Raw genomic sequence first — 14,158 nt, forward strand, 5'->3', positions numbered from 1 at the left:
GTATAAAAGCTATAAAAAAGATTTTGAACATACATTTAATCTTTTAGAAGAGTCCAACTTAAATTGGACAGTAATAAAAATCATACATACTGCTCCCTCTCGAAAAAAAGGCGAGTTTCTCACATCTACAGATGATAAAATAGGTCATTTTGTATCTAATTACAATATAGCATATTTTATATACTATATATCTATAAACAATTTATTTATTAATGAATCACCAGTTATATCTAATAAATAACTTTTCTATACCTTTTTATTATTTTTCTTTCCATCCCATAAATTTCATTTTTAAATTGTTATAAAAAAGAGGCTACTATAAACATCTAAAATCTGTTTTAAAATAGCCTCTTTAAAATTATTTTTTTTGATTTTTCTTTCTTTTTACATACTTAAGCACTTCTTCTAATCTTTCATATTCTAAATCTTGAAGTACTTGATTTATATTTTTTATTATCTCGTTTTTATCTTCTGTATCTTGTGATTTATGTAAACTTTCTATCTGAGGTGTTTTTTCTATATTTGTCTCTTGCCCTTGTACTATAATATTTTCTTTTCCTTTTATGACTAATTTGTCTAGCTTTTTCTTAATCTCTTCATCTTTTACTTTTATAGTGTTTTTTGATAAATATTTTTCTAATACTCCATCATTATCTATATTTAATTCCCTTTTGCATATTGTATCTGCCATTTCATTAAATAAATCTTCTTCGTGGCTTTTTACTTGGACAAACTGAATTTTTATTCCTTGTTTTATAAAGGTATTCATCTTTTCATAGTATTCTTGTGAAGATTTGTCTTTTCTTTGCCAAAATCCTGTTGCATGGTGGCATATTCCTTCATAATCGTGGAAGATAACTACTTTATCGTGTTTATTATCTAATGCGTATTTTGTAGCTTCTAGTGCTGCATTTAACTCGCCTGCAATCTGTCTTATATTATTTCCTTCTGGATTTTGACCAGAACCTCCATGTATATACTCTACTACATTATCTTTTATAGCAACTATACCGTAAGAGTATTTTCTGCTTGCAGAATTATAACTTCCATCTACATATATATGTAGGCAGTCTTCGTCGTATTTATCTTTTCCCTTTCTAAGAAGTTCACTTCCTTTTTGTAAAAAAGATTGAGCTTCGTCTATATCTTCAAAACTTTTATATATAGCTCCTTTTACACCTTTTATATATTTTTGACACTCGCTCCATGAGTCCACTAATTTATTTTGTACTCTTTCATTTTTAGAAAAATCAAATCCTTCTTTTATAGCATATACTTTTTTCTTTGCCATAATTTTCTCCTTTTATGTTAATCACTTTAAACTTTGTTTAATATATATAAATACACAAAATCAAGTAAATAGTAAATATACCAAAATTGGTATAGTAAATACACTAGCTAATGTAGTTATAAATATTGATTTTGATGCAAGATCTACATTTCCTTCATATTGATTGCAAAACATAACTGTGCTTGAACCTACAGGCATAGCTACTAATACAACTAATACCCCTAAAACTACTTTATCCACAACAATAAATTTCAATACCCACCAAAATAAAATAGGCATTATAATTTGCTTTATTATTGTATATGGGTAAAGTCTTATATCGTTTATTACTTCTTTAGGAGGTATATCTGCCAATGAAGACCCGATAAGCATCATCGCAAGCGGTGTTGTTATAGATCCTATTAAATTTGATGTTTCCCCTATTATCTGAGGCATCTTCCATTTTGTCAAGTAGATTATAATAGCTATTATTGAAAATATAATCCCTGGATTTATAAGTTGTTTAAAATCAAAAGATAATTTGTCATCTCCTGATATTAAATAAATGCCATAACTATAACAAAATATATTAAATACCATATTGCATATTGATGCAAAAAACAAAGCCTGTGTACCAAAAATAGATTGTATTACAGGGTATCCCATAAAACCTATATTAGAAAAAATAGTCATAAACTTGTATAAATTTCTATCTTCCTCAGGTACTTTTAAAATCTTTGCAAATAAAATCCCCATAAACGGCAAGACTAGATATATTATAATCGAAATTATAAATATTTGAACAACTATTTTAAAATCACCACTTTCAATATCACTGACAGAAGCTAAAATAAGTGCTGGACATGTTATATTTAAAACTAGTGAAGATAGTTTTTGGTTTTGGGATTTATCTAATATTCCCACTTTATTTGCTATATATCCTATAATTATAACTAAAAAAAGTATAATCATCTGATTTATTACAACTTGTATATTCACAGAATTTCCCCCTTAAAATAATATATTATACCTCTATTATATTAAAAATTTTTCATCATATATATAAAAAGACTTGAAGTAAAAACTCTTCAAGTCTTTTTTATTTATTATATTTATCTCATTATAATGTAAATTAAATAAATTACATAAAGTAAAAATAAAACTGTTCCTTCCCATCTATTAATACATTTTTTAGTAATAGCAAATATATAAGTTAAAATTGTCGCAAGTATCATTATAAGCATATCGTAAAATACTTCTGGATGTATTGCTATACTATGTATTGCTGATGATAATCCTAAAACAAATAGTAAATTGAAGATATTTGAGCCTACAGCATTACCAATAGCTATATCACTCTCACCTTTTCTAGCAGCTACTATACTTGTAACAAGTTCTGGAAGAGATGTCCCAACAGATACTATAGTTAATCCAACTAAGTTTTCGCTCATGCCCCATGCTAAAGCTATATTACTTGCACTATCTACTACTAATTGTCCACCAATTATTATTCCTATTATTCCCAAAATACTGTAGATAATACTTTTATTAAGCGGTATTTCTTCTATTTCCTCTTGTTGTTCATTATCTTTTGATGTAAATGCCATTTCAATTAAGTAGTACATAAAAATTGCGAATAATGATAGCAGTATATATCCATCTGCTTTAGATAACATGTTTTGTGATGCATCTTGGAATCTAGTATCGTGTGATATTACTGAAAATACAAAACTCGCCAGTATCACAAATGGAAATTCCTTTATTATTGTACTTTTTTGTACTTTAATAGGCTTAATCATAGATGTTATACCTATTACAACTAAAAAGTTAAATATATTAGAACCAACTACATTTGCAATCGCCATATCATTTTGACCTTTTAATGCCGCTGTTACACTTACTGCAGCTTCTGGTGCAGAAGTACCAAATGCAACTATTGTAAGTCCGATTATCAATGGCGGTATATTAAATTTTTTGGCTATTGATGATGCTCCTGATACAAAGCCATCTGCTCCTTTAATTAAAAATACAAATCCTACTAATAATAAAATATAATTCATTGTCTTCAACTCAAAAATTTTTGAGTATTCTCCCTTCTACAAAGTCTATCATTCTAATTTTTACATATTTTATCAATTTCTACAATATATTTTATATTATAATATTCAACTAATAACTTATCACTTTTGTCTTCATAGTATTTTACGCTGCCTTTTATCGAGCGTTTCTTTATTTCAGAGTTTATAAATTCTACTAAATCTACTTTATTTTCATTATCTTTGTTTTTTAAGATATCTATGATTAGTGTCGTTATTACTTCTTTTCTGCTCTTTTTTAGATGATGATATATATATCTTTGTATATTATTTCTATTTGCCTCTGTTATAATACATCCATGAAGGTTGTTTTCTAATTTTTTATTGATGTAAGTACTATTTCCCATATTAAATAATACAAATACACCATAGTCATATTTGCTTCTTAAGAGTCTTCCTAAAGCTTGTTTAACCTTGATTATCATCTGAGGATAGTTTACATCAAAGTAATTTTTGTTGAACTTAGTCATTATACTAAAATAAAGTGGATCTGTCGGATTTAAGTTAGGTAATTTATCTAAAGTTACAAAAACTAGACCATCTCCCGGCACATCTACTCCTTCAAAAAAACCTTTTGAACCTAATACTATGCTTTTATCTTCTGCATTTTTTAAACATTTAATCCCTTTTTTATTCATATACACATTTATATTTGTTTCATATAAGTCATCTGCAAGAATATTGTACGTATCTTCTAATCTCTTTTTACTGTTAAATAATGATAATACATTAGAATTACTTAGTTTTACATATTGTTTAATATTATCAGCCATATTTGGAATAAAATCTTCGCCCTTATAACCACCTATATCCGTAGTATTTATAACTTGAACTCTTGATTTATAGTTATATATAGGCTTTATTATTTTTTTAGTATTTTCAACTTGATTTATACCTAATGTATTTATAAAATAATCCATCTTATCATCTACACTTAATGTTGCCGATACAAAAATACCACAATCTAATGAAGATAGTATATTTTCTCTAAATAAGTCTGCTAAATTAAGTGGCACTACTTTTAAGTTGAAATTATTGTATTTTCCAGATATAGTCATGATTCTCGCAATTAAGTCGTCTTTGTCGTATTCTAAGAAATTTCCAATAGTTATTGTTATATCTTCTAAGTCTTTTATTTTAGATTTTCCATATTTATATATGTCGCTTTCTTTGTCTATTAAGTCCTCATCTATATTTCTATCAAATAATACTAATATCTGTTGTAGATTTGATAGTATAGATTCAAAGTTGGATTTAATAATTTGAGTATATGGTCTATACGTCATTTGTATATATTCATTATTTTTATATAAAACACCTACTTTGTCATCTTGTTGGAGATTTATCTCCCAATTTAAATCATAATTTGTAAGCGAAAAATATCCTTCATCTAATCCAAAACTCAATATTTCTTCCATCTTTTCAAATACAAAGTTTATATTGTGACTTATCTTTTGTTTTATATTTCTATCTAATTTTATTTCAGAATAAAATCTATCTATAAGTTTAACTTTTCTCTTTTGCTTGTCTTTTATATCTTTATAATATTTAGAACTTGAATGAAATTCACTTGGATAAATTTCTTTTAAAAAATGTCTTAAGGCGTTGTATTCTATTTCTTCAGAGAAAAAATCATATCCCTTTTCAATTAAATTATGTGCTTCGTCGACTATAATATTTTCCATAGGTTTTTCATCAGTATACGGCCATCTAGCAAGTAATGAGTGGTTTACTACTGTGATGTCCTCGTCTTTTAACTCTTCTACTCTCTTTTTATAAAGACAACTTTCAAAACATTTTTTAGGCTTACACAAATCAACATCACATACTACTTTATTTATATGACTTTGCAGATTTGGAAAAGTCTCTAAAAGTAGATAATTTATTTCTTCTATATCTCCATATATTCCATCTTTAATTAGATTTTCGATAATTATTATAGATAGTATATCGTTATAAGTCGCATTTTCTGGGTTATAATCTTTTTTATATTCATAAAATTTGCTTTTGCATATATAGTTGTTTTTTCCTTTTATATATCCGTAGCTCACCTTTCCAGAAAGACCTAATGAATTTATTATATTTGGCAAGTCCTTATGTATTAATTGTACTTGAAGCTCTTTTGTCGCTGTTGAAACTATTATTCTTTTTTTTGCATATCTAGCTTCTAATACTGCCGGAAGTAAATATCCAACGCTTTTCCCTATACCAGTTGGAGCTTCTATACAAGCTATATTACTTGTATTTTTGTTAAAAGTCTCTCTTATTAATTTAGTCATTTCATATTGACCTTGTCTAAACTCGTATATAAATCCCTTTTTGCTTGTCCAAATACTTTTGTCTTTTAATAATTCTTCATAATGTGACTTGTTTTCTCCTATTAATGCAAATATCTCTTGTTCTTTTAAATTATCTTTTTTATTAGTTTTTTTATCATCTATATAAAGTGTTTTTGTCTTATTGCTTAAACTATAGTCTGCATTATTTATAAACTCAGACCACTCCCAGTTTTCAAGTGAAAACTTATTTAAGTATGAATCTATCTCAAAAGTAATCGGATATAGTGTGAGTTTATCTTCTTTTTCTAATTTATCTTTAAATCTAAGTATAAGTGAATTTACAACATCTATATTATCTAATACATCATATAACCCACCTTGTTTTTTATTATCTTTCTTTGTAGTTATTTCACTTTTTAAATAATCTAAATTAAATTCTGAATGAAATGGTTCTAAAACTCCAGCAAGTTTTATAGAATCTAAAAATTTATTTTCTATCTTTCCTATATTAAAATCAATACAAGCTTTTTTAAATTTTTTATCGTGACATATTATAGTCTTATCTTCTATAAAATCTAAAAAATCTGATTTGATATCATCTAATCTAGGTGCCTTATCTAAATCTTCTTGTGTAAAGTTTTTATAAAGAGAGAAAACTTCGTTTGAAACTTTGTGATTGTTTTTTATAAGTGTTTCAAAGGTAGATATATTATTTTCTTTATCTATTTTTATCGCTGCAATTTCTAAAATTTCGCTATTTATTTTATTTATTTCACTTGATTTTATATCTAGAAATACTACATTATTTACAATACTTATAATATTTATAATGATTCCTCCCTCCTAAATTTATATTCTAAATTATACTTTACTACATAATTCTTGATGTTTAAATAAATTTTTACGACTTAATATATTTAACTTATGTTAAGAAAATTTAAATGTTTGTTATAAGTGTTAATAGTTTGTGTTTTTGGAACTTAACAAATTTAAATTTGATATAATTTTTAATAAATAGATAGTTAATATATTACATGAATATTTTTTACTAATTTTAAGAAAATATTAATAATTTAATTTAATTTGTAAGGAGGATTTCCATTGAAAAGAAGCAATGTTGGAAATTATTTTATTATAGGATTTTTTGTTCTTCTTCTTGGAATAATTGCCATAACAAACTCAAACTTATTTAATAAATCTAAAACTCAAATCTTTGATACAGGTTTAGACAGCACTGAGTATAATTGGTACTTTAATCCAAGACAAGACCATAAACAACCAGACCCCATAAAAGAAGCCGACTTTTTTAGGGACTATAATACTTATTATGTAGGCGATCCAAATGAAAAAGTTATATATTTGACATTTGATGCTGGATATGAAAACGGATATACAAACTTACTTTTGGATACATTAAAAAAACACAATGCACCTGCTAACTTCTTTGTAGTTGAAAGCTATATAAGAAATAACCCCGACTTGGTAAAGAGAATGGTAAATGAAGGTCATTTAGTCTGCAATCATTCAAAAAGTCATGTTTCTATGGCTAGTATTGATGATTTAGATAAATTCAAAAAAGAGATAGTTTCAGTAGCTGATGCATATAAAGACGTTACTGGAAAAGAAATGCCTAAATATTTCAGACCTCCTATGGGTAAATTTAGTGAAAGATCTCTAAAATACACACAAGATTTAGGATATTCAACTATATTCTGGAGCTTTGCATATGTAGATTGGTATGACTCTAATCAACCTAGCCATGAAGAAGCAAAAAATAAAATTTACTCTAGAACCCACCCTGGAGCTATTGTACTACTTCATTCTAATTCCCAAACTAATGCAGAGATACTAGACGAAGTTTTAACTCATTGGGAACAAGAAGGTTATACTATAAAGAGTTTAGATTATTTAACTAATAAAAAATCTTAAATTAATAATAAACCTATATAACACACCTAATCAATAGACTGCTTTATCTAGAATAAATTTAATAAAAAACTTGAGGAGAAAAACTCCTCAAGTTTTTTTATGCATCTAAAAATATCTTTTTGCCGTTGTATTTACAAGTCCAAAATGGCTTATAAATACTCAAAATCTCGTCTAAAACTAATTTTTCATCTTCATATTTTTTACATTGATTTTCTAACTGTCCTTTTATTTTATTTTTTAAAATATATTCGTTTATCTTTGATTTTTGAATACAGTCCCTAGCTATATATTTTTTTACTGTAGCTGGCACTTCGTCGACACATTTCATATATCCTGTATAAGTATTTAAAACTACTATTCTATAATTATTTTTTAAAATACTGCTTTCGTAGTTATTTATTTTATATTTCAAAATTTTATACTCTATATATTTTAAATTTATATCATTTATCCCTCTGTTAAATTGTATAACCTTACTCAAAAGCGGAATCTTCTTTAAAAAATTTTTCAATGCTTCTTTTTCATTTGTTTTAACTTCTATTAAATTGACCAACATAACGAATCCCCCCGAATATATTTTTTATTTTATTGAATTTATAAAATTTATATGAGCATACTACTTTTAAAAGATTTCTTATTTTAAAATAATTATTACTTTTTATAAATATTTTATTGTTGAAAGGACGAAATTATGAAATTTTATAAATTTATAGCTGTATTTTTTATATTATTTGTATTTTTTATGTCTAAAGATTTAATTGAATTAAATAGTATATCAAAAGATAATACTCCTCCAACAATTAAAATTATTACGCCTACTAAATCACAAGATTATATAATATCTAAACCAACTATAAAAGCTAGTTTTTATGATAAAAGTGGCGTTGATTTAAAATCAATAAAACTATATGTAAATAACAAAGATGTCACACATAAAGCTATAATAACAAACAATAATATAGAGTATACTCCTAATAAAAAATTTAAAAGAGGAACACAAATTGTCAAGATTTGTATAAGCGATAAATCTAGTAATTCTTCATCATTAGAATGGTATTTTACTGTTGGTACTCCTATTTATAAAAATTTTACTGGGAATTTTATAGATATTCAAAATACCCCTAATATCTACATAAACTGCGATTATAATATTTTATGTAACACAATTTATAGTAATAAAAATACCATAGGCGAAAATACTAATTCGATTCAAAAATACAAAAAAAATGCTTCTTTATCTCTAAACGCATATAAAATCAATATACCTCGTGATACTAATGATTTTATTGTATTTAATGATAATATAAAAGATAACTATAATGAAATATCAAAATTAAAGCTTGAAAACTTATATAAAAAGTTATTTTATATAGATGATTTAATATGTTCATTTACTCCTAAGTCAAACGACTTAGACTGCTTTAATTACATGAAGTTTTCAAATTATGGAGATGTGATATTTACATCTATAGATATAAGTAACCATGACTTAAACTCAACATCTCCGTTTTATCTAGATATATATAACGAAGCTTTAGACAATGGGTGGCATATATCACCTATAAGTACTAAGTTTTTTACAAAAACTCTAGCAACTGATTTAAATAAAGATAGTATTTTAAATAGCTTAAAAAATAGAAGAACTTATGTATCAAATAACCAAAATTTAAATTTAGAATTTACTATAAATAGTTCTAATATGGGCTCAATTATAAAAAACCCATCTAAATTAAATTTTAATATAAGTGCCATAGATTCAACTTACCAAAATAAAATCAAAAATATTTATATTATAAGCAATAACAATAAAGTTTTGAAAAATATAAAATGTAATTCGTATTTAACAAAATCTGAATTTACATTAAAGGAATTTTGTAAATCCTCATATTACTATTTAATAATAGTTCAAGAAAACAACAAAAAAACTATAAGTGCTCCGATTTGGGTAGAAAGCAAATAAAAATGTGCTATTTAAATTAAATAGCACATTTTTATTCTATACATAAATTTTAGTTTATATCTAAAATACCATATCCATTAGAAAAAGTCTTACCTGTTATATCTAATTCAATAGGGCTATTGAAAAGCGGTCCATCTATGACAAATGTATGGTACTCTCCATTTTCTCCACATGCATCAGATCCTGTTTTTTTGATTTCTTTTATAAGCTCTCTATCAAGCACTTTTCCTAAAAAGTCTCCATTCATATTTTCTAGATTTACTTTTTTGATTACTGCTTTAAATCCATTATCTATAAATTCATGTACAACTTCTTCTCTATCTGCTTGCCATAGAGGTAGCTCATAATCAAGACCTGCATTAGTCGCTCTATCTATATCCCACTGTCTATGAAGCTCTATATCTATATCTCCATAAATTACAGTAGTTGCACCCATTTTTTTAGCTTCTATTAGTTTTTCTTCAAATTTTTCTTCATAATCATCAATTGCACATTCAACATATATTATCGGTATATTTAAGTTTTCACTGGCTTTATCTAATAACCTCTTATTTATTGAGTGTGTCCAAGAATCTACGGAATCTTTTTTTACTGTAGTTATTAATGCTACTGGTGTCCATCCTTGTTTTATCTTTCTATGCATTGCAAGCATACAGTCTTTTCCACCACTATACGACATTACAAATTTTTTACTGTCCATATCTTCACCCCATTTTGAATTTTTATTTACAAATATACAAAAATAATTATTATGATTATACATCAAATATATTTTATTATACCACGTTTTACAGCATATCAACTGATGCTTTTACAAAACCTTTAAATATTGGATTTGCTCTATTTGGTCTACTTTTAAATTCTGGATGATATTGAACTCCAACATAAAACTTATTATTACTTACTTCAACAGCTTCAACTAGCTTTTCGTCTGGTGATGTTCCCGCTATAGTAAGCCCATTTTCTATCATTTGCTTTCTAAAATCGTTGTTAAATTCATATCTATGGCGATGTCTTTCTGAAATATTTAAATCTTCATAGCATTTATAAAGCATAGTGCCTTCTTTTACTTTGCAAGGATATGCTCCAAGTCTCATTGTTCCACCCATTATATTTCCAAATTGGTCCGGCATAAGTGCTATTACTGGATATTTTGTTTCTAAATTAAATTCTGTAGAGTTTGCATCTTTCATATTTAAAACATATCTAGCATATTCGATTACTGCTATTTGCATTCCCAAACATATTCCTAAGTAAGGTATATTGTTTACTCTTGCATAATTTGCAGCACAAATCATACCCTCTATTCCTCTATCGCCAAATCCACCTGGTACTAATACGCCTTGACAATCTCCTAATAATGAATTTACTGTATCTTTATTTACACCTTCTGCATCTACCCATTTTATGTCTATTGCCGCACCATTTTCATAACCTGCATGAGATAAAGCCTCAACTACTGATAAATATGCATCATGTAGTTTAGTGTATTTTCCGACTAAAGCGATTTTTACAGTTTTATCTCTATTTTTAACTCTACTCAACATATTAGTCCAATCTGATAAATCACATTTATCGTATTTTAAATCAAGTTCTCTACAAACTATATCGCATAAATTTTGTTCTTCTAACATCATCGGCACTTCATATAGTACATCTATTGTTTTATTTTCTATTACACAGTCTTGTTTTACATTACAAAATAGTGATATTTTCTTTTTAATAACTTCATCTAAAGGAGCTTCTGAACGAGTTACTATAATATTTGGCATAATTCCTAAACCTTGTAATTGTTTAACTGAGTGTTGTGTTGGCTTTGATTTATGTTCTCCTGAACTTTTTATGTATGGTACTAATGTAACGTGAATAAATAGACAATTATGTCTTCCTACTTCTAATGACACCTGTCTTATAGCTTCTAAAAACGGCTGACTCTCTATATCACCTGTCGTACCACCTATTTCAGTTATAACTACATCTGCATCACTTTTTTCACCTACATTGTATATAAAGCTCTTTATTTCATTAGTAACATGAGGTATAACTTGGACAGTTTCACCTAGATATTCCCCTTTTCTCTCTTTATTTAACACATTCCAATATACTTTTCCTGTTGTTAAATTTGAGTATTTATTTAAATCCTCATCTATAAATCTTTCATAATGACCTAAGTCTAAGTCAGTTTCTGCTCCATCTTCTGTTACATATACTTCCCCGTGTTGATATGGACTCATTGTCCCCGGGTCTACATTTATATAAGGATCAAGCTTTTGTGCTGCCACTTTAAATCCTCTCGCTTTTAATAATCTTCCTAAAGATGCTGCTGTTATACCCTTTCCTAAGCCTGATACTACACCACCTGTTACAAATACATACTTTGACATACTAATACCTCCTACACGAATAAAAATTTTTAATAAATTACTTACATTTCATAAGTCTTTAAAATATTTTCTGCAATTTCTTTTTTAGTTACTCTTAAATCCATAGCTTGCTTTTCTATATATCTATGCGCTTGGGGCTCACTCATATTTAAGTACTGTATTAAAATACATTTTGCTCTATCTATAAGTCTAATTTCACTAATTTTTACTTTAAGTCTTTCATTTTCACTTTGAAGACCTAAAAATTTCTTTCTTGAAATATATATATACTTAATACTTTTATACACAAATTGTCTATTTAACGGTTTTTCTATAACAAATACACCGTAGTCTTCTACCTTAGCTGAAACTGCATCAGCTATATCATTTTTTACTACTAATAAAACTCCTGTATTATAATTTTTACTTATTGCAATTGCAAGTTCATGTCCAAATTCGTCTGATAATGGAGCATTTATTACAACTAAATCAAATTCAGTTCTATTTAATATACGCCTCGCTTCACTACCACTGCCAACAGTGACCGTATTGGAAATTCCAACTGTCTTTATTAAATCACTAAAAAAGCTCTTTCCTTTTTCCGACGTTGACACTATCAGCGCACAACTCATATAGGTCCCCCCTTTTTATAATTTAAAGCACTTCAAAATATAATTCTTTTTCAGCTTTAAATTTATCAGTTATTGAACTATATATATCCCACTCTTTTTTCTTGTCATTTATATAATTTTCAATAGTCTTTTGTGGTAATACTGTTTTTATAAACTCACTATCTTTTGCTAGATTTATCGCTTCATTTAAATCTTGTGGTAGTTTTTTTAAATCGTTTACTTTATTTTCATCTATGTCAAATAAATTGATATTCTTAGGTTCACAAAGTTCTAAATTATTTTCTATACCTTCTATCCCAGCTTTAATAAGCAGTGCAAATACTATATATGGATTACAACTAGAATCTGGTGATCTAAGTTCCATCCTGCATCTATCTCCTTTTGATGCTGGTATTCTTATAAGTTGTGATCTATTTTCTTTTGACCATGTTATATATTTTGGAGCTTTGTCTTTTCCTAATCTAGCATATGAATTTGTAGATGAATTTAAGAACAAAGTAATTTCCTCTATGCGGTTTAATATCCCTGCTAAAAACTTTTTAGTATATTTATAATTATCAGAACTTTTATCTTTAAAAAGATTTACACCATCTTTATATAAAGAAATATTTATATGTAGTCCACTTCCACACTCTATATTTAAAGGTTTCGGCATAAATGATGCAAAGAGCCCATTTTCACAAGCCTTAGTTTTTACAAGCGACCTAAAGCTGATTAAATTATCTGCTGCAGTAAGTGCATCTGAATATTCATAATCGATTTCATTTTGTCCAGGTCCCTGCTCATGGTGTGAACTTGTAGTTTTTATTCCCATTTCTTCAAGCGAAAGACAAATATCTCGTCTTATATTTTCACATCTATCGTTTGGATATATATCGCAATAAGTTCCTCTATCATAAGGAATCATAGTTGGATTTCCAAATTCATCTTGTTCAAATAAATAAAATTCACTTTCGCAACCTATTTTGCAGACAAACCCTTTATCTCTACTCTCTTTTATAACTTGTTTTAATATATTTCTACAATCTCCCTCGAAATTTCTTCCATCTGGATGTTTTATATTGCAAAAGAATCTAACTACTCTGCCATGTTGCATTCTCCACGGTAGTAGATACATTGTGCTCGCCTCTGGTATTAACAATAAATCTGACTCTTCTACATTCATAAAACCAGTTACTGCCGATGCATCAAAAGAAACGCCTTCTTCAAATGCTCTTTTTAATTCAGTAGGCATTATAGTTATATTTTTTTGATTCCCAAAAATATCACAAAATGCTAAGCGTATAAATTTTATGTCATTCTCCTCTATAAATCCTAAAACTTCACTAGTTTTATAATCCATCAAATTCCTCCTATTTACCCCTAAATTTTGTTAATACACCCAAAAAAGGGCGCTCATTATAGGGTATTAAATAAATATTCATACCCTATAATGAACGCCCTTGTTCAATGTGATAATTATAAAATATTTATTAATACATGTCAATATTTACTTATTGATAATATAGTTCCTATTTATTCTGATATTTTTTGTAATATATTATATATAATAGCAATTTCACGCATATAATGTAGTCTTTTTATTTTTATAAATTAAAAAATTTTAATTTTATATAAAATAAAAAAAAC

At 26.9% G+C, this 14,158-nt stretch carries 12 protein-coding genes and 1 pseudogene; 3 read left to right on the plus strand and 10 right to left on the minus strand.

What is annotated here, in order from left to right; translation table 11 throughout:
• On the plus strand, positions 1 to 241 hold a 241-nt coding region (locus tag RDX53_RS11995), incomplete at its 5' end, for a hypothetical protein (RefSeq protein ID WP_307994232.1).
• 117 nt (positions 242 to 358) lie between these two features.
• On the opposite strand, the gene RDX53_RS12000 is transcribed toward RDX53_RS11995, so the two are convergent.
• The 5 genes and pseudogenes from RDX53_RS12000 to RDX53_RS14135 all read right to left on the minus strand — a co-directional run.
• On the minus strand, positions 359 to 1,291 hold the full coding sequence (locus tag RDX53_RS12000; RefSeq protein WP_307994233.1) for a ribonuclease H family protein: 933 nt from the start codon (positions 1,289 to 1,291) through the stop codon (positions 359 to 361).
• A 60-nt stretch (positions 1,292 to 1,351) separates the two neighbouring features.
• Entirely contained in the window at positions 1,352 to 2,269 is a 918-nt protein-coding gene (locus RDX53_RS12005) for an AEC family transporter (RefSeq protein ID WP_295762883.1), read from the minus strand.
• A gap of 113 nt (positions 2,270 to 2,382) precedes the next feature.
• Positions 2,383 to 3,330: a calcium/sodium antiporter gene (locus RDX53_RS12010; protein WP_195931547.1), complete on the minus strand. Its 948-nt coding sequence runs from the start codon at positions 3,328 to 3,330 to the stop codon at positions 2,383 to 2,385.
• Positions 3,331 to 3,383: 53 nt separating this feature from the next.
• On the minus strand, positions 3,384 to 5,645 hold the full coding sequence (locus RDX53_RS12015) for an ATP-dependent DNA helicase (protein ID WP_331607304.1): 2,262 nt from the start codon (positions 5,643 to 5,645) through the stop codon (positions 3,384 to 3,386).
• Positions 5,646 to 6,017: 372 nt separating this feature from the next.
• Positions 6,018 to 6,479 (minus strand): annotated as a pseudogene (locus RDX53_RS14135) (3'-5' exonuclease); the annotation flags it as partial.
• A gap of 267 nt (positions 6,480 to 6,746) precedes the next feature.
• Between RDX53_RS14135 and pdaA the strand changes: the two are divergent.
• A complete protein-coding gene (gene pdaA / locus RDX53_RS12020; protein WP_295574554.1) occupies positions 6,747 to 7,574 on the plus strand; it encodes a delta-lactam-biosynthetic de-N-acetylase in 828 nt (275 codons plus the stop codon).
• A gap of 97 nt (positions 7,575 to 7,671) precedes the next feature.
• On the opposite strand, the gene RDX53_RS12025 is transcribed toward pdaA, so the two are convergent.
• A complete protein-coding gene (locus RDX53_RS12025) occupies positions 7,672 to 8,130 on the minus strand; it encodes a hypothetical protein (protein ID WP_295574551.1) in 459 nt (152 codons plus the stop codon).
• A gap of 135 nt (positions 8,131 to 8,265) precedes the next feature.
• On the opposite strand from RDX53_RS12025, the gene RDX53_RS12030 reads away from it, so the two are divergent.
• Complete coding sequence (locus tag RDX53_RS12030) at positions 8,266 to 9,534, plus strand: hypothetical protein (RefSeq protein WP_295574548.1); 1,269 nt, start codon at positions 8,266 to 8,268, stop codon at positions 9,532 to 9,534.
• Positions 9,535 to 9,583: 49 nt separating this feature from the next.
• Here the strand turns inward: RDX53_RS12030 and RDX53_RS12035 are convergent, their stop codons facing one another.
• The 4 genes from RDX53_RS12035 to RDX53_RS12050 all read right to left on the minus strand — a co-directional run bounded on the left by RDX53_RS12035 (position 9,584) and on the right by RDX53_RS12050 (position 13,871).
• Positions 9,584 to 10,234 (minus strand): diphthine--ammonia ligase, encoded by a 651-nt coding sequence (locus RDX53_RS12035; RefSeq protein ID WP_195931621.1) that lies wholly within the window; start codon positions 10,232 to 10,234, stop codon positions 9,584 to 9,586.
• An 88-nt stretch (positions 10,235 to 10,322) separates the two neighbouring features.
• Positions 10,323 to 11,918: a CTP synthase gene (locus tag RDX53_RS12040; protein WP_295574545.1), complete on the minus strand. Its 1,596-nt coding sequence runs from the start codon at positions 11,916 to 11,918 to the stop codon at positions 10,323 to 10,325.
• A gap of 41 nt (positions 11,919 to 11,959) precedes the next feature.
• Positions 11,960 to 12,529, minus strand: coding sequence for an ANTAR domain-containing response regulator (locus RDX53_RS12045; RefSeq protein WP_195931619.1), 570 nt, complete (start codon positions 12,527 to 12,529; stop codon positions 11,960 to 11,962).
• A 22-nt stretch (positions 12,530 to 12,551) separates the two neighbouring features.
• Complete coding sequence (locus RDX53_RS12050; protein ID WP_307994234.1) at positions 12,552 to 13,871, minus strand: glutamine synthetase family protein; 1,320 nt, start codon at positions 13,869 to 13,871, stop codon at positions 12,552 to 12,554.
• Positions 13,872 to 14,158: the final 287 nt, after the last annotated feature.

Origin of the sequence: uncultured Intestinibacter sp. (genome assembly GCF_902468165.1) — a bacterium.
GTDB lineage: Bacteria > Bacillota > Clostridia > Peptostreptococcales > Peptostreptococcaceae > Intestinibacter.

What these genes read in the sequence shown, in the direction of transcription:
- RDX53_RS12025 (WP_295574551.1), bottom strand. Translation starts at nt 8,130, where the DNA reads ATGTTGGTCAATTTAATAGAAGTTAAAACAAATGAAAAAGAAGCATTG.
- RDX53_RS12045 (WP_195931619.1), bottom strand. Translation starts at nt 12,529, where the DNA reads ATGAGTTGTGCGCTGATAGTGTCAACGTCGGAAAAAGGAAAGAGCTTT.
- RDX53_RS12010 (WP_195931547.1), bottom strand. Translation starts at nt 3,330, where the DNA reads ATGAATTATATTTTATTATTAGTAGGATTTGTATTTTTAATTAAAGGA.
- RDX53_RS12040 (WP_295574545.1), bottom strand. Translation starts at nt 11,918, where the DNA reads ATGTCAAAGTATGTATTTGTAACAGGTGGTGTAGTATCAGGCTTAGGA.
- RDX53_RS12015 (WP_331607304.1), bottom strand. Translation starts at nt 5,645, where the DNA reads ATGACTAAATTAATAAGAGAGACTTTTAACAAAAATACAAGTAATATA.
- RDX53_RS12030 (WP_295574548.1), top strand. Translation starts at nt 8,266, where the DNA reads ATGAAATTTTATAAATTTATAGCTGTATTTTTTATATTATTTGTATTT.
- RDX53_RS12035 (WP_195931621.1), bottom strand. Translation starts at nt 10,234, where the DNA reads ATGGACAGTAAAAAATTTGTAATGTCGTATAGTGGTGGAAAAGACTGT.
- RDX53_RS12050 (WP_307994234.1), bottom strand. Translation starts at nt 13,871, where the DNA reads ATGGATTATAAAACTAGTGAAGTTTTAGGATTTATAGAGGAGAATGAC.
- RDX53_RS12000 (WP_307994233.1), bottom strand. Translation starts at nt 1,291, where the DNA reads ATGGCAAAGAAAAAAGTATATGCTATAAAAGAAGGATTTGATTTTTCT.